Genomic DNA, 15261 nt, shown 5'->3' with positions numbered 1-15261 from the left:
TGACAAATCAAGATATCCGTGCGAAAGATTCATAATTGTTTTCATAATTTTAGTCTGGTTTGGAATGGTCTGTTTTTCAAGGCAAGTATAGTGGAATAAATTTTAAATGCCAAATTTTATGTACAAAAAATTACGATATTCCTAATTATTCCGGTTTAGCGTGGTCATTTTCTTGTTTCGGACAGACAAAAACAATAAATTTGCAAATCATTTATTAATCCATAATCAACACATATTGGAAAAGGCTCCGGATTCTATACCAAACAGCACCGGTAACATACATCGTTTAAAATACATGCAACTGGTTGATTATATCATGTCGCTGATAGAGGAAGAAAAATTAAACATCGATGATCGGCTTCCTTCCCTCATCCAGCTCACCACCCGGCTTAAAATAAGCAAGGAAACTGCTTTAAAAGGCTTGAATTACCTGTCGGAAAAGGGAATTATAGAATCGGAATACCGCAAGGGATACTACTTAAAACGCATCAAGCAGCACCTGCCATACCGGGTATGTCTCATCCTGGACAAAATGAATATCCTTCGTGACCGGGTATACCAATCTTTTCTAGAAACCATAAAGGATCATGCCGATGTGGATGTGTTCTTTCACCATCATAATTTCAAGGTATTTGAAAAGCTTATCGAAGAGAACCTTAACAGCTATACTCATTTTGTCATAAATACATATTTTAAGGAAGATCCGACAGTTGTACTCAACAAAATACCTCCACACAAACGGGTGATTATAGATCACCGGGAAAACGGACTGGAAGGTGAATATACCTGTATCTATCAGGATCATAAATCCGACATCAAAGACTCGCTGACCACATTGTTACCTCAATTGAAAAAGTATCAGCGACTGGTATTAGTAGCTCCTCCGGAAGCTTTTCATGCAAAGGACCTTATTGAAGGTTTCGAATCCTTTGCCGGGCAACACAACAAAAAATATCAAGTCATTCACAGCATAGACGAAAAAACAACGAAAAAGGGAGATGCCTACATCACTTTTAACCGCTATGACAAGGATGATGTTGATATCATAAAGATCACCCGAAAAAAGAACTGGAAGCTCGGTAAAGACATCGGTCTTATTTCCTATAATGACACTGCTGTTAAAGAGGTTCTGGAAAATGGGATTACCGTGATCAGTTCCGATTTCCATAAAATGGGAGAAGAAGCGGCCAAAGCCATATTAAACCGTACAACTGTAAATCTTCGCGATCCAGCTAAAGTTATTATCCGTAATTCATTGTAATGTATCAAGTATAATTCATTGAATTTGAAACTATGACAACAGGACGGCATTAATAAATTGTTTTAATATACCAAAACTATTTTCACGAGGGCCAATTTTTAATCTCTGAATTTAAGATTGTAGTTAAAGAATTGTATATCGCTTTGAAATGACAATGCTGAACAACAATTAAAGTGTAATGAAATTTTTAAATTTATTCATATACAGTTTGTTTTTTTATTTTCAAGCGCATTCTCAAATTGATAATGATTTTTGCTTAGTCCACAACAAATGGGAATGATGATCCGAAGTGGAACGCTTTATTATTATTACAAATGTAATATTAGCTTTTTCAGATTTAATTTTAACAAAAAAAGCCGAAGATTTCTCCTCGGCTTTTTGTGCGGGTGAAAGGACTCGAACCTTCACACCTTGCGGCACTAGATCCTAAGTCTAGCGTGTCTACCAATTCCACCACACCCGCAAAATGACACCACTGTTGTAGTATCGGGGTGCAAATATAATTTATTTTTCGAATAAAAACCGACTGCACTTTGAAAAATATCTTTTTTGTACTTTTGATTAGATTATAAAAGTTATTCTGCTTCATGGAAGATATTTCATCATACGTTCAAAAAAACAAAGAACGGTTTATCGAAGAGCTTATAGAACTCCTCAGAATTCCCTCCGTAAGTGCCGACCCCGCTTTTTCCCAGGATGTCCTTAATACAGCCGAAGCCGTAAAAGAAAGTCTTTTAAATGCCGGTTGCGACCATGCGGAAATCTGTGATACCCCCGGTTATCCTATTGTTTACGGGGAAAAGACCATCAATCCGGAACTCCCCACCGTATTGGTCTATGGCCACTACGACGTGCAACCGCCCGATCCGGTGGAACTTTGGGAAAGCGGTCCGTTTGAACCGGTGATCAAAAAGACGAATATCCATCCGGAAGGTGCCATTTTTGCAAGAGGAGCCTGTGATGATAAGGGCCAAATGTACATGCATGTAAAAGCCCTGGAATACATGGTAAAGCACCATACACTTCCTTGTAACGTCAAATTTATGATAGAAGGCGAGGAAGAAGTAGGTTCGGAAAGCCTGGGTTGGTTTATCGAACGCAACCAGGAAAAGCTGAAAAATGATGTCATCCTCATTTCCGATACGGGAATGATAAGTAACGAACAGCCCTCCATTACCACCGGATTAAGGGGGTTGAGCTATGTGGAAGTGGAAGTCACGGGGCCTAATCGTGACCTGCACTCCGGGTTATACGGCGGTGCAGTGGCCAATCCTATAAATATCCTGACCAGGATGATCGCCTCCCTGCATGATGAAAACAATCATATTACCATTCCCGGTTTTTACGATAAAGTAGAGGAAATTTCACCAGAAGAACGGGCGGAAATGGCCAAAGCCCCTTTTTCCCTCGAAAAATATAAAAATACCCTGAACATCGATGATGTTTACGGCGAAAACGGTTATACGACCAACGAACGTAATTCCATTCGCCCTACTCTGGATGTCAACGGTATATGGGGTGGATATACAGGTGAAGGTGCCAAAACAGTAATCCCTGCAAAGGCGTATGCCAAAATATCCATGCGGCTGGTTCCGGACCAGGACTGGGTGGAGATCACGGAATTATTTAAAAAACATTTCGAGAGTATTGCCCCGAAAGGTGTGAAGGTACTCGTAAAACCCCATCATGGCGGACAGGCATATGCAACTCCTATTGACAATATCGGTTATCAGGCAGCGAGCAAAGCCTACAGCGACACCTTTGGCATCCCTCCCATTCCGCAACGAAGCGGGGGAAGCATTCCCATCATATCCCTGTTTGAAAAGAAACTGCACAGCAAAACCATATTAATGGGCTTCGGACTGGACACGGATGCCATACATTCGCCCAATGAGCACTTCGGTATTTTTAACTACCTGAAGGGGATAGAAACCATTCCCTTATTCTATAAATATTTTACGGAATTGTATAAGTCCGAAGAAAATACATAGGGAGCCCCCAACCGCAAAAAAGTCAATAGCTCTTTATTCTGTCACTTCGGGCGAAATCAAACGGACTCATTTTTTCAGTCCGCCACATTTTACAATTCCGTCCGGAATGACAGTTTTAGGTGATTTTCCGCTATTTTACTACCTACAGATACCTTTAGAGGGAATCGAGGTTTTCGCGTTGTCTTTTCGTAAGCCCCTTCACCACCAGGTCATAGGAAATATCGATGAGTTCCCGGATAAGTTCTTCGGAAAGCTCTCCATCGTCCAGGTCTACCGTATTCCAATGTCTTTTATTCATATGATATCCCGGCTGTATGCTTTGGTATTCCGCTCTCAGTTCTTCTGTCCGTTCCGGTTCGCATTTCAGGTTAACGGAATGATCTCCCGCTTCCCACTTATCAAGCGAGGTCAGGGCAAACATTTTTCCCATTACCTTAAAAACTATGGTATCTTCTCCGAAAGGGGTATCTTCTGTAGCTCCTTTTTTATTCAGACAATAATTCCTCAATCTGTCAATAGTCATATGTCGGATGTTATGTTAGTGTTCCCTTTATTATCCGGGGTATGGTGTTATTTGCCCTTATATGGTCGGTCAGACATCTTCATCTTTTAATACTCTTCTGTCTTTGCTTCAATCTTCTCTTTTTCTCTTTCTGTTATTTCCAGCGCAGAGTAATCCAGTTTCCAGCCTATGGTCTGTACAATGGTCTCTATCAGCAAAACGGCTTCCAGAACTTCCTTCCGGGCTGTTTCCATAAGTCCGCTCTCCGGAATTTTGTCCAGAATATGCTGTTTTGCCTCTTTGTTGAGTTCCGTAAGGTCCGTAGAAGCAAACCTGTTAAACAGGCCGTTCTTCACATCGTAATACTTGAGATCGGGCTCTATAGACAGGACCTGTGGTTGCGGAAAATCGGTCAGAATAATGCGTTTTCCATTGTTATCGGCCCGCATCCTCACCTTGCGGAGATCAAAACCTATATGCACTTTGGCATTGATAATGATCAGCGCTTTCTTTCTACTGGATATAAGGCTTAAGAGATGTTGCCTGGTATTTTCATAATGATAGATCTCTGCAAAGTCGCCTTCTACTGTAGTCAGTTTACACACTCTACGTATTTTTTCCAGTAATACTACCGACTGCTTTTGTGTGAGTTGCTTGCTTTGCCTCCTCTTGAGGTAGGTATACAACCAGTATGTGGCAATAACGCCCAATACCAGACCTACCAGCAAGGTAAAAATATCGTTCATAAACTATTTGATTTTTTCTCTTTTCCTATTAATCCCAGGTGTGTGTTGTTAAAGGAATTTCCGTATTTCAACCCGTATCCGAGTACACGGTCAAAACCGGAATGGGCAAAACATATGGCGCCGGCTATCTGCAAGGCTTGTGACCCAAAAAAAATGCCCAGCAAAAATAACCCTATTGCAATTCCTTTATGGTGCATAAGATTATAAGTAACCGCTCCTGCCCTGGTACCCCATATATATCCTATCATTCCTATATCAGGTGCCAGAAAGAGTCCGAAAAACCACCACCAGGAATAATCGGTCTGCCGGAATAAGTAGACTCCCAGAATGAACATTAATAACTCTTCTACCTGTATCGTCCGTTTCATCTGTTTATTTTTATTTGTTTTTTATGGGTCAGATGGAATGCCCTAAGTAATCATATCGGTTGGTATGACAATTTTGCTTAAGGGCATTTCATTTTACCATATTTTATAGAGTATCGGTTTACTCGGGGAAGCATCGTTTTCAAAAGATGCTATCTGTAAATTTAACAAATATGTTCCATCCGGTACGAAATCGGGCACAAAAATAAATTCTGTGATGGTAGCATCCAGCCTTATTTTACCGTTTATATCCCAGAATGCCTTATGACCCAGCAATTTGCCATCATCCTTTTCTTTATCTACGGAAGGAAGGTCAATTAAAAGGTGTCTTATCCCCGTTTCCCGAAGATACAAGGCGACCTCTTCTTCGAGGTACGGTGGATTGGTATGGGAATATTTCCGGATGAGCTTGCCTTTGTCATTAGGTAAAGTACGAATAATGACTGCTTCCGGATCCTTTCCCGAAAGAAGATTTTCTACCTGCTTCCGCGAAATAACCTGGTCTTCTTCGCCCTCAGTTTCCGGTTGTACGGAGATCAGTTCCGCAATAAAGAAAAACTTTTGCAACACATCGTTGACACTGTAAAACTCCCTGGTAATATGCCCGGCACACTCCGTATGGGTACCATGTGCATGGGGATTGAAAAATATATTATTAAAGTTGGTGGAAGCGCCCTGTTCCACACTCCCCGTCCAGTCGCCGGATTGTACAGGAGTTATTTCGGGAGCTCCGAGATACCACGCCACAGGATTGTCTTCCGAGGCTCGTAACGGGATGGAAATATCTATCGGTTGGTCCAGGTCGGTACGGTATGTAACTCCCCGGTGTTGTATAGTCGTTTGCATACTGCAATTTAGGAATAATGGTTTAAAGTTACAGGTCCAGGTTCCAGGTTTAGGACATGGGCGTAGGTGGCTGAGTGTTCCGACTCCGCCGGAATGTATCGAAGCCCCGGGTTTCAGGTTTCGAGGTTATTTTTTTGTAGCTTACCGTCAAAACGTATAGATTTGCTTTCCGTAAATTTTTATCCCGATGACCATACGCAAAATAGTATTGTTCTGTTCCGTTTTATTCTTCCTTAGCAGCTATTTCCAAACATTTGCCCAGGATACCGCTGTCAGCCCCGATGCTACAATTATACAACAGCATATAAACATCCTGGCCGCAGACAAAATGAAAGGGAGGGGAACCGGTAGTAAGGGGCTGAAAAAAGCAGCCCGGTATATTGAACGTCAATATAAGAAATACGGATTATCGCCCGCAGGTACCCGGAAATACAAACAACCGTTCGTTGCCAAGGTAAAGAAAGTGGTGGTTAAAGATAGCCTGCGCAAAGCGAACAACATTATCGGGTTCCTGGATAACGGAGCCCTTTATACTATTGTTATCGGCGCGCATTACGATCACCTGGGTACGGGCAAACAGGGAAGTTCCAAACATCCGGAGCCCGAAGGGCTTATTCACAACGGGGCGGACGACAATGCTTCCGGTGTGGCCGGCCTGCTGGAACTCGCCCGTTATTTTTCCGGAAACGGGGAAACCGAACCGTATAATTTTCTGTTCATCGCTTTTTCTGCCGAAGAACTTGGTTTATTGGGGTCCGGATATTTTGTGGAACACTCTGTATTACCATTAAAAGACATCCATTTCATGCTGAATATGGACATGATAGGACGTTATGCTCCAGAACGTGGTATCGGTATTGGCGGGTATGGTACGAGCAGCGACTGGCCTTCTGTTTTTGAAGATGTACAGGCCGGGGTAAAATTCTTTACCGACAATGCCGGAAGCGGTGGCTCCGATCACGGTTCTTTTTATGCCAAACAGGTCCCCGTACTGTTTTTTCATACCGGCGGGCATCCGGACTATCATATGCCCTCCGATGATGCTGATAAAGTAAATGCCGAAGCCGAGGCAAAAATTATTGACCTGGAAATTCAGATCATCGAAAATGCCATGAAAAGGGAAAAACTGCCGTTCACGGAAGTGAAAGGATAAGATTCTAATACATAACAAAAATCAACTACCTCGGCAATCCCGATATTCTTATGGATTAGGACAGGCGTTGGGGAATAAGACCCATTTAATGGGATTCAATCCGGATTGCTTTTCCGGTCAAATTGTACAGAAACGATTTCTGTTATCTCCTACAAGTATTAATCTACATAAAAAAGATCAGAAGCAATACCGTCGGTCAGGAATTTACCTTTAGCCGTGGTCCGCAATACCTCTTCCCGGATATCCAGCAAACCATTATCCAGATATTTTGTCGTTTGCTTTAACAGATAATCGTGATATTTTGTACCGAAATCCTCTGCCAGACGTTTGAGGGAAACTCCCCATATCGTACGAAGGCCGGTCATTATATACTCGTTATAGCGGTCGGTTGTGGTAAGCACTTCTGTTTCCTGCGGTAATTCTCCCCTGCTCAAAGATTTCAGATAGAGGGCATTATTGGCTACGTTCCAGCTCCTGCTCTTTCCGTCGTAACTGTGCGCCGAAGGCCCTATCCCCAGGTATTTTTTACCCAGCCAGTAAGAGGTATTATTCCGGGAAAAATAGCCTTCTTTACCGAAATTGGAAAGTTCATAGTGCACAAATCCCTTGTCCCGAAGGACATCCATCAGGATAGTAAACTGCTCTCCCGCATGTGTTTCATCCGGAGCAGATGCTTTTCCGCTTCGGATAAATTTATCCAGTGCGGTCTTGGGTTCTACGGTGAGAGCATATGCGGAGATGTGAGGAATGTCATATTCTAATGCCCTATCCAGGTTTTCTCTCCAGCGTGTATGGTCCATTCCCGGTATACCATAAATGAGGTCTATGGTAATATTGTCAAAATACTCCCTGGCTGCTGACAGGCATTTATGAGCCTCCCCTCCGTTATGCGCCCGGTTCATCCATTGCAGGTCCCGGTCAAAGAACGATTGTACCCCTATACTCAGCCGGTTTACCGGTGAACTGCCCAAACCGATGATCTTGTCCTGTGAAAGATCGTCCGGATTGGCCTCCAGAGTAATTTCGGGGTTTTCATCTACCGTATAATTGGCATAAACAGCTTCAATGATACGGTGTAACTCGTCTACGGATAGTAAAGAAGGTGTACCTCCGCCAAAGTAAATGGTTTCCACGACCTCATCCCGGAACTCTTCTTTACGGAGTTCCAGCTCCTTTTGTAATGCCAGGAGCATCTCCGCCTTCTTTCCTGTGGAAGTGGAAAAGTGAAAATCGCAATAATGACAGGCTTGCTTACAAAACGGTATGTGAATGTATATGGCTCCCAAGATAAATTAAACTGTTATTGCCCGGGCTCAATATCACCCGGAAAAAAGGATGCTGGCATTTAGAAACTGTTTAAGTTTTAACCTTTGGTTCTTTTACGTGTCTTTTTCCGCCATACTTCAGCTATTTTTCGGTCCGTAGCTATGCTATGCACCTCAAAATACCTTCGTCTGACGAAAAAATACACTATAAAATATTCCAAAAACAAAATTTAAACAGTTTCTTATTTTTTAATACGTCCCTCGTTCTGTTTTACAAAAGCATTCCAGCTGTTGTATGACTTTTCCCCCACGCTTTTTCCGGAATTAAAAAAATGACAGACCGCCGCTGCCAGTCCGTCGGTGGAATCGAGGTTTTTAGGAAGTTCCTTAAGTCCCAGGAGATTTTGTAACATCCCGGCCACCTGTTCTTTACTTGCATTTCCGTTTCCGGTAATGGCCATCTTTATTTTTTTCGGGGAATATTCGGTTATGGGTATTTCCCTGGATAATCCTGCCGCCATAGCTACTCCCTGGGCCCTGCCCAGCTTGAGCATGGATTGTACGTTTTTACCAAAAAAAGGGGCTTCTATAGCTATTTCATCCGGGTGGTACGTATCTATCAGTTCCACTGTACGCTCAAAAATAAGTTTGAGTTTCAGATAGTGATCGCTGTATTTCTGTAACTGCAATTCGTTCAGTTGCATAAAGGACATCTTTTTTCCGGTAGCCCGGATCAGTCCGAACCCCATGATGGTCGTTCCCGGATCTATGCCCAATATTATTCTCTCTTCTGCCAAAATTTTAAAAATTACAAGGCTGTTCGGAGCAAAGGTACGAAGATAGAACGGGTTTATGAGGTACCAGGGAGAAGAAGCTGGGGTAAACGCTCATGTGCACAATATCCGGGAATGTGAAAATGGGAGGATAGAGATTGCAAGGGAAACCAGGTGCCTTTTGGCTCGCCCAAACCTGGAACCTGAAACTTGTAACCTGCAACTATTTATAACTCTTTAATACGTTTGTCCCGGGGAAGAAACCGTTGCTGATTGAAGTACCACGGGTAACCGGTATTTGGTGGCTACCGGAATATTTCGTTTTAATGCGGGATAAAGTACCGGCATTTTTTTCAAACTGACCGCTACGATACTGTCCAGGCCGGGAACGTGTTTTTCCCATTTTTCTTTTTGCTCTATTTCGGCCACAGAGATCTTTCCGGTTCCGGAAATGAGAAAGCGAACATAGATGGTATCATCCACACTACCGTGCATAACCACCTGCTGGTCCTCTATTCCCGCATACAGGTACCGGACAAACGTTTTTTCGAAACACGCTTTCTGCCGGACTTTCTCTGCTGTTTCATCACAGGTTTCAAACAAGGGATACTGGTCTACTTCATTCCAATTGATGTTCCTGATCTCATCCTGTACAAGTTTATCCGAAGAAGGTTTTTCCTCCTTCCCCCTGTTACACGAAGACATTCCGGCAAACAAAATCATACCCGTCAAAATGCGCAAAAAACCAATGCCCGTAAACCCGATATGAAACGTATAAAAGAAAAAGCCTTCTGATCTTCGCATAAAACACCCGTTGAATGCTGAAAATTACGACTTTTTGAGAAAAATAAACAAACTTATTGTGGTTTCTGTGTTTTTGAAGAGTATCCGAGCGATTATTCCACACCGGCATTCATATGCATTTCCTTTTTAATGGCGGATATCCGCTTTGTAGTAAAGTCCCTGTACATCCTATCCATACCGGAATCACCGATTTTTTCCAAAAAATCTTCATAATACCGGAGTTTAAGTTCCGGATCGGCATAATAATTATCGGCTACAAGACACATCCTGTAGTGTGAATGGGTGCTGGAGGGGTTTTCTTCATAAGCCTTTTTTAAATAATCCAGCCCGGTCTTCACATCTTTTTGTTCGAGTGCTATATTGGCCAGGACTTCGTATTCGTTCTCAAAAGTTACCCGCTGTACCGCAATGGCCTCTTTGGCAAAAGCATCCGCTTTTTCGTAATTTTTTAGTTTGAGATAAGATTTACTCAAGGCCAGCAAGGTTTTCGGGTTGGGCTCCATACCGTTTAACTTCAGGGCGCTTTCGTATGCCGTTATGGCTTTTTCGTATTCGATTTTACGTACATAGCAATCTCCCAGTCTTTCATAGATATAGGCTTTTTCTTCTCCCAGTTCCACCAGACGCTCGAATAACAGGGCGGCTTCCCGGTGATTGCCATTGTTAAAAAGAACAAGCGCCTTCAGGTTGATCAGTTCCATGGAATTGGCATAAAACTCCAGTCCTTTATCCACATATTTCAATACGGAATCCTTCTCCCTGTGTTTCAGATAATATTTCCCGATCTCATAGATACTTTTCAAATGGGTTTCATCGCTCCGGAACGCTTTCTTAAAGTTCGGAAGGGCATACTGCATTTCCGGTATTATACCCTGGTAGCTTTTTCCTAACCGGTAGAAATTATCGGCATTTTCATTGTCCTTTTCCGTGAGTTCACCAAATGCAGCTTTCGCTTTCTCAAACTGCTTTGTCCTGAGATACAACTTTCCGAGTTCATTCCGGGCCAGCAGCATATCCGGATGTTCATTAAGCAGGTTTTCATATTGCAGCATCGCTTTATCGTAATTACCAATGGCATTATAGGCACGGGCAATTTGCAGGCTGCTTTTTGCCGAAGGATCTTTTGCATACATGTTTATAGCCCCGGTATAATTTCCCAGGGCATACAAGCTGTCTGCCATATGCAAGGCCGGGGATTGCGCCCCGGCCACTAAAGTGCTTACCAAAAAAACTAAAATCAGCAAAAATAATTGTTTAAGACACCTTATCTGCATAATTAACTTTCCATATTGTATTATTATACTATACCGGTTCACTATTACATCATGACCTCATAATTGTTGTGGTCATTTACAGCAAATTCCACATCAGTCAAGCCAATGTAACTCATATGTAAAACATCTCCTTTTGCTGCTTTGATCTTAAAATTTCCGTCAAAATCGGTTATCGTTCCCCTGCCCGTCCCTTTGACAGCCACATTGACCCCGGGTAGATTCATGGAACTGTTTACCACGGTCCCGTAGACATACCCGTCACCTTTCGTCATATCACCGGAAGCTAAAACCTTACCATTATCCGGACTTTTACTAACGTCGGAATGTCTCTTATCCTCAACGGAATCCGATGCCAGTCTGAAGGTTATCGGGATGGAGAACGGAACATTAACGGCCTCACCCCTGTGTTTTCCGGGAGTCATTTTCGGAAGTGTCTCTATGATCCGCATCGCTTCCTGTTCCAGTATAGGCGAAGGGCCTCTTTTCCTGATATGTACAATGTTCCCTTCTTTATCTATGGTAAATAGTATGGCCACCCTTCCCTGGATACCCTGGTCCTGGGCTTCTTCCGGGTACCGGAAATACTTCCGGATGTGTTTCTGTATGCTTTCCTGGAAACACGCCCTGGGGTCGGCAGAACTCTCACAACCGGGGAATACCGGGACATCGTCCACCACAGAGAAGGGGACATCCAGATCAGCAGAAGAATAGTCTACATCCGGATAATCTTTTTCAATCTTTGTTTTAGCCTTTCCTTCATAACCTACAACTACTATTTCACTGAGCATTATTATCTCTTCTCTTTCCTGTTCGGTAATTTTCCCTTTCTTTGCTATGGCTGCTTTTAATTGCTGTACCTGTGAAGAAATAGAAGCATCGCCCTCCGGAACTACGGTTTCTTCATTTTCGCAGGAACTGTATACCAGCATACCGAGCACCAGGGGAACCAGGACGAGGTATTTAAACTGCCAAATTTTTCTGGATTTTGATTTTTGTAACATAACTATTCGTTTTTTGATTAATGATGATTTAAAAAATGGATTGATGAATGATATTTTTTCTGTCTTAAAAACCTCCTGTAAAAGCAACCGGTAGCTTTCCTTCTTATCCGGGCCGGCAGTTTGGGCATCAGCGATAAATTCATGCAGTTCGGCCATACGTGCCTGAAAAATATACACCAGCGGGTTAAACCAGAACAGGACGCGAAGCAACTCAAAGAACAAAAGGTCTATGGTGTGTTTTCCCCGGATATGGACCAGCTCATGGGCTATGATATGTTTATGGTCTTTACGATATACTTTATCTCCCAGGTAAATACTGCTGAAAAAGGAAAACGCCGTGTTACTGTCCGGAAGCACCACCTCTTCATGTGTCTGTTTTCTTATGATTTTTCCTTTAAACCGCAACCGGAAAACCCTGATAATTTTCATGATGAACAGCACCAGGCTCAACACTATCCCGGCAAGCAGTATCCACTGCCAGAAAGGGACCGTGGCTGTCACTTCAATCTCCCGGGTCTGATTTGCCCCCGGACCTACAATGACCTCCGGGAGCATCACAACATACTCCTGCGGCATGACTTTTCCAAGCCTTTCTATCTTAATCAGCGGAATAATACAGGACAGCAACGGCGTGGCCCATAAGTATAGCCGGTTCCAGTTAAAAAACGTCTCTTTTTTCAGGAACAGATCGTATACGATCAGAAAAAACAACTGAAATGCGATGGTCTGCAATAAATAGTGTATCATTTTTCCGGTTCTTTATCGTTAACTTCTTTTAATATCTCTTCGAGTTCTTCCATGCTTATGTCATTCTTTTTCATGAAAAAGGAAACCATACTTTTAAAAGATCCCTGGAAGTAATTGTTGACCAGTTTATTAATAGTCTGATTACTGTATTCCGATTTTTTCAGTAACGGAAAGTACAAATACCCCTTCCCTTCTTTTTCATGCCCTACGAACCCTTTGCTTTCCAATATCCTCACAATGGTAGATACCGTGTTGTAAGCCGGTTTAGTACCTTCATATTTTTCTATAACGGCAGCAACATTCGCTCTTTCCAGCTCCCATAATATCTGCATGACCTCTTCTTCGGCCTTGGTTAACTGCTTCATGTTTGACATATTATTGAACTAATTTTTTAGTTTATAAACACAAATATAACTAAACTTTTAGTTTAAACTAATTTTTTAGTTAAAAATTTTCCGGTAGGATTCAAAAATCCGTTCAATGATGTTTTTTTATTACATTAGCTTTTAATTACATGACAAAAATTGACTTTCGATGACTCCTCGATCTTTGACCCCGGCCATTTCGACTGAGCTCAACACAGCGCCTAAAGGGTGATCCCGATAATTATCGGGAGGGGTCAAGCTGATTTTCCGGTTAAATGGTATCAAAAACAATTTTTGTCATATACTAAATATTAGCTTATAAAAGAAATCCTATGGATATTACTTTGACGGTTCTCGGTCTCCTGTGTATGATAATCGGTATTGCCGGAAGTGTATTACCCGTTCTCCCCGGACCGCCCATAAGCTGGGTGGGGCTTTTATTGCTTCATCTCACCAAAACCGTAACACTGAGCTGGTGGTTTCTTGGCATTACACTGGTGATAGCCGTAGGGATCACTGTCCTGGATTACTTTATTCCTGCCATGGGAACCAAAAAATTCGGGGGGAGTAAGGCCGGAATGTGGGGAACCACCATAGGACTGGTTGTAGGTATTATTGCCCCTATTCCTCTTGGTATCCTTATCGGACCTTTTCTCGGTGCGTTTATCGGGGAACTGTTCAACAAAGCAGACAGTAAGACGGCTTTACGGGCTGCCTTTGGTTCTTTCCTGGGATTTCTTACCGGTACTTTTATGAAATTTGTAGTCACGGTAGTCCTCTTCGTATTGTTTATTGTAAAAATGTGGGAGTTCCGTGCAGGATTGTTTTCTTTCTAAATCCATTCGCAAAAAAAGCCCCGAAAGCATCTTAAAACACTTACGGGGCTATTCAAAAAACACAGAAAAATTAAATTAATCGTAGTCGGAATACCGGACTGCAAAAACGCAACGGTTATCACTGCCGTATTTTGATGTTTCGTATTCCGTGAGGTTCCACAGATAACCCGTACTTTGTTCATAATACAGGTCTTCCGCTCCGTGGGGCCATCGGTAACGTGCTCCCGAAGTGTCTCCATCCCGGTAACGCACCAGCCTCGCTGTAGACCCTTCGTATTTACTCTTACCGGTAACTGCCATTAAGGTGGTTGTCCCTTTTCTGTATACACCTTGCATATTAAATACCGGGCCGTTATTCCCGGTTGCGTTATCCTTCGGTGCTATAACCTCAGGCAAGGGGCTTTGGGTTATTTCGCCCTGGGAATTTACCGGAAAACCATAAACTTCCGGTGTTCTTCCGTCCGAAGAAGTTATATACTGTCCGGTCCAGAACCTGGTTTCCGAAGATGTTCCTTCACCCAAAGCTATACAGGAATAAGGAGAAGCCCCGTCAATATCATAAAACCCGGTCTGTGGCAAAACATACCGGTAATTGAATGCCCTCAACGTGCCATCGGGTTCTTTCCCCAGTTTACTTTTTGAAGTATCACCGGAAACTTCAATGATCTTATTGAGATCAAAAACCCGGGTCCCGAGACTTGTTGAGGCCACATAAATCTTCTGATTATAATATGCCACTCCACCGGCGTGTATACGCACCGGTCCGAATTCTTCGTATTGGGTATATTTATCGGAATCCTGGTAAAAACGGTTTTCCTTGTCCTGCACCAATAAAATATGCCTATATGTAATATTGTTCATGTCGGTAATATCTACGAGGGATACCCTTGCTCCTTTATGCTGATTTTCCACTCCCGCTATCTGGGAAGGACCTACACCATACCAGGTAACAAGCAGAAACCGGCGTCCGTTCCATGTAAAACCGGTAATACCCTGTGGCCTCCAGTCTCTGGTCTGTTCATCCCCGCTGTTCCATTTAAAACCGGCAACCTGACGATCTGCCGGGATATTGAAACCGTAAACGGAATTATACCCGCTTTTGGACGCTGCCCTGTTAAGGTCCAGTTGGCCCGGGTTTTTATATCCGTACGAGGATAACCCGGACACAAAACTGCCCTCATCGGTATAGGAAAATGTAACATCATCCGCCGGGGCGGCTACCGAAAAAACTTCGCTTACAGGGGCCTCCCCGGTTTCCGGAACATCCGGATCGGAGCAGGCAAACATCCATAGGGCAAAAAAGGTGGTTTTTAATATATAAGTAGGTTTCAT

At 42.9% G+C, this 15261-nt stretch carries 15 protein-coding genes and 1 tRNA gene; 4 read left to right on the top strand and 12 right to left on the bottom strand.

From position 1 onward, the window contains the following. The first annotated feature begins 295 nt into the window (after window positions 1-295). Window positions 296-1261: a substrate-binding domain-containing protein gene (locus ACVBDY_RS00390; protein WP_447173507.1), complete on the top strand. Its 966-nt coding sequence runs from the start codon at window positions 296-298 to the stop codon at window positions 1259-1261. A gap of 381 nt (window positions 1262-1642) precedes the next feature. Here the strand turns inward: ACVBDY_RS00390 and ACVBDY_RS00385 are convergent. Beyond that, window positions 1643-1724: transfer RNA gene (locus ACVBDY_RS00385), tRNA-Leu, on the bottom strand. Window positions 1725-1848: 124 nt separating this feature from the next. Here ACVBDY_RS00385 and ACVBDY_RS00380 point away from each other — a divergent pair. Further along, a complete protein-coding gene (locus tag ACVBDY_RS00380) occupies window positions 1849-3252 on the top strand; it encodes a dipeptidase (protein ID WP_447173506.1) in 1404 nt (467 codons plus the stop codon). Between the two features lie 154 nt (window positions 3253-3406). On the opposite strand, the gene ACVBDY_RS00375 is transcribed toward ACVBDY_RS00380, so the two are convergent. From ACVBDY_RS00375 to ACVBDY_RS00360, 4 genes are all read right to left on the bottom strand, one after another. Continuing rightward, window positions 3407-3775, bottom strand: coding sequence for an MmcQ/YjbR family DNA-binding protein (locus tag ACVBDY_RS00375; protein WP_447173505.1), 369 nt, complete (start codon window positions 3773-3775; stop codon window positions 3407-3409). A gap of 86 nt (window positions 3776-3861) precedes the next feature. Beyond that, complete coding sequence (locus tag ACVBDY_RS00370; RefSeq protein WP_447173504.1) at window positions 3862-4500, bottom strand: DUF4230 domain-containing protein; 639 nt, start codon at window positions 4498-4500, stop codon at window positions 3862-3864. Then, window positions 4497-4868, bottom strand: a complete 372-nt coding sequence (locus ACVBDY_RS00365) for a DUF4260 domain-containing protein (RefSeq protein WP_447173503.1) — start codon at window positions 4866-4868, stop codon at window positions 4497-4499. The genes ACVBDY_RS00370 and ACVBDY_RS00365 overlap by 4 nt, the downstream gene beginning before the upstream one ends. Before the next feature lie 93 nt (window positions 4869-4961). Beyond that, window positions 4962-5711 carry a cyclase family protein gene (locus ACVBDY_RS00360; protein WP_447173502.1) on the bottom strand — a complete coding sequence of 250 codons (750 nt, stop codon included), beginning with the start codon at window positions 5709-5711 and terminating at the stop codon, window positions 4962-4964. 187 nt (window positions 5712-5898) lie between these two features. Here ACVBDY_RS00360 and ACVBDY_RS00355 point away from each other — a divergent pair, with 187 nt between their 5' ends. Then, window positions 5899-6864 carry a M20/M25/M40 family metallo-hydrolase gene (locus ACVBDY_RS00355; protein ID WP_447173501.1) on the top strand — a complete coding sequence of 322 codons (966 nt, stop codon included), beginning with the start codon at window positions 5899-5901 and terminating at the stop codon, window positions 6862-6864. 158 nt (window positions 6865-7022) lie between these two features. On the opposite strand, the gene hemW is transcribed toward ACVBDY_RS00355, so the two are convergent. The 6 genes from hemW to ACVBDY_RS00325 all read right to left on the bottom strand — a co-directional run bounded on the left by hemW (window position 7023) and on the right by ACVBDY_RS00325 (window position 13093). Then, window positions 7023-8150: a radical SAM family heme chaperone HemW gene (gene hemW, locus ACVBDY_RS00350; RefSeq protein ID WP_447173500.1), complete on the bottom strand. Its 1128-nt coding sequence runs from the start codon at window positions 8148-8150 to the stop codon at window positions 7023-7025. A gap of 221 nt (window positions 8151-8371) precedes the next feature. Beyond that, window positions 8372-8926, bottom strand: a complete 555-nt coding sequence (gene ruvC / locus ACVBDY_RS00345; RefSeq protein ID WP_447173499.1) for a crossover junction endodeoxyribonuclease RuvC — start codon at window positions 8924-8926, stop codon at window positions 8372-8374. Window positions 8927-9139: 213 nt separating this feature from the next. Further along, complete coding sequence (locus ACVBDY_RS00340; protein WP_447173498.1) at window positions 9140-9706, bottom strand: hypothetical protein; 567 nt, start codon at window positions 9704-9706, stop codon at window positions 9140-9142. A 92-nt stretch (window positions 9707-9798) separates the two neighbouring features. Continuing rightward, the gene (locus ACVBDY_RS00335; protein ID WP_447173497.1) at window positions 9799-10950 is read right to left on the bottom strand and encodes a tetratricopeptide repeat protein; all 1152 of its coding nucleotides are present in this window, start codon (window positions 10948-10950) and stop codon (window positions 9799-9801) included. Between the two features lie 74 nt (window positions 10951-11024). Beyond that, on the bottom strand, window positions 11025-12728 hold the full coding sequence (locus ACVBDY_RS00330; RefSeq protein ID WP_447173496.1) for a TonB family protein: 1704 nt from the start codon (window positions 12726-12728) through the stop codon (window positions 11025-11027). Next, on the bottom strand, window positions 12725-13093 hold the full coding sequence (locus tag ACVBDY_RS00325; RefSeq protein WP_447173495.1) for a BlaI/MecI/CopY family transcriptional regulator: 369 nt from the start codon (window positions 13091-13093) through the stop codon (window positions 12725-12727). Before ACVBDY_RS00325 ends, ACVBDY_RS00330 begins: the two co-directional genes overlap by 4 nt. 332 nt (window positions 13094-13425) lie before the next feature. On the opposite strand from ACVBDY_RS00325, the gene ACVBDY_RS00320 reads away from it, so the two are divergent. Further along, the gene (locus ACVBDY_RS00320) at window positions 13426-13929 is read left to right on the top strand and encodes a DUF456 domain-containing protein (RefSeq protein ID WP_447173494.1); all 504 of its coding nucleotides are present in this window, start codon (window positions 13426-13428) and stop codon (window positions 13927-13929) included. 75 nt (window positions 13930-14004) lie between these two features. Here ACVBDY_RS00320 and ACVBDY_RS00315 read toward each other — a convergent pair whose 3' ends face one another. Continuing rightward, the gene (locus tag ACVBDY_RS00315) at window positions 14005-15261 is read right to left on the bottom strand and encodes a hypothetical protein (RefSeq protein WP_447173493.1); all 1257 of its coding nucleotides are present in this window, start codon (window positions 15259-15261) and stop codon (window positions 14005-14007) included.

The sequence above is a fragment of the Sinomicrobium halophytocola genome (genome assembly GCF_052983395.1).
The sequence above is the reverse complement of the archived record's forward strand: the minus strand, read 5'-3'. Positions and strand labels throughout refer to the sequence as shown.

Excerpts from the sequence above, each read along its gene's own strand:
- ACVBDY_RS00375 (WP_447173505.1), bottom strand. The coding sequence starts at position 3,775 with ATGACTATTGACAGATTGAGGAATTATTGTCTGAATAAAAAAGGAGCT.
- ACVBDY_RS00315 (WP_447173493.1), bottom strand. The coding sequence starts at position 15,261 with ATGAAACCTACTTATATATTAAAAACCACCTTTTTTGCCCTATGGATG.
- ACVBDY_RS00325 (WP_447173495.1), bottom strand. The coding sequence starts at position 13,093 with ATGAAGCAGTTAACCAAGGCCGAAGAAGAGGTCATGCAGATATTATGG.
- ACVBDY_RS00360 (WP_447173502.1), bottom strand. The coding sequence starts at position 5,711 with ATGCAAACGACTATACAACACCGGGGAGTTACATACCGTACCGACCTG.
- ACVBDY_RS00380 (WP_447173506.1), top strand. The coding sequence starts at position 1,849 with ATGGAAGATATTTCATCATACGTTCAAAAAAACAAAGAACGGTTTATC.
- ACVBDY_RS00340 (WP_447173498.1), bottom strand. The coding sequence starts at position 9,706 with ATGCGAAGATCAGAAGGCTTTTTCTTTTATACGTTTCATATCGGGTTT.
- ACVBDY_RS00320 (WP_447173494.1), top strand. The coding sequence starts at position 13,426 with ATGGATATTACTTTGACGGTTCTCGGTCTCCTGTGTATGATAATCGGT.
- ACVBDY_RS00370 (WP_447173504.1), bottom strand. The coding sequence starts at position 4,500 with ATGAACGATATTTTTACCTTGCTGGTAGGTCTGGTATTGGGCGTTATT.
- ACVBDY_RS00330 (WP_447173496.1), bottom strand. The coding sequence starts at position 12,728 with ATGATACACTATTTATTGCAGACCATCGCATTTCAGTTGTTTTTTCTG.
- ACVBDY_RS00390 (WP_447173507.1), top strand. The coding sequence starts at position 296 with ATGCAACTGGTTGATTATATCATGTCGCTGATAGAGGAAGAAAAATTA.
- ACVBDY_RS00365 (WP_447173503.1), bottom strand. The coding sequence starts at position 4,868 with ATGAAACGGACGATACAGGTAGAAGAGTTATTAATGTTCATTCTGGGA.
- ACVBDY_RS00355 (WP_447173501.1), top strand. The coding sequence starts at position 5,899 with ATGACCATACGCAAAATAGTATTGTTCTGTTCCGTTTTATTCTTCCTT.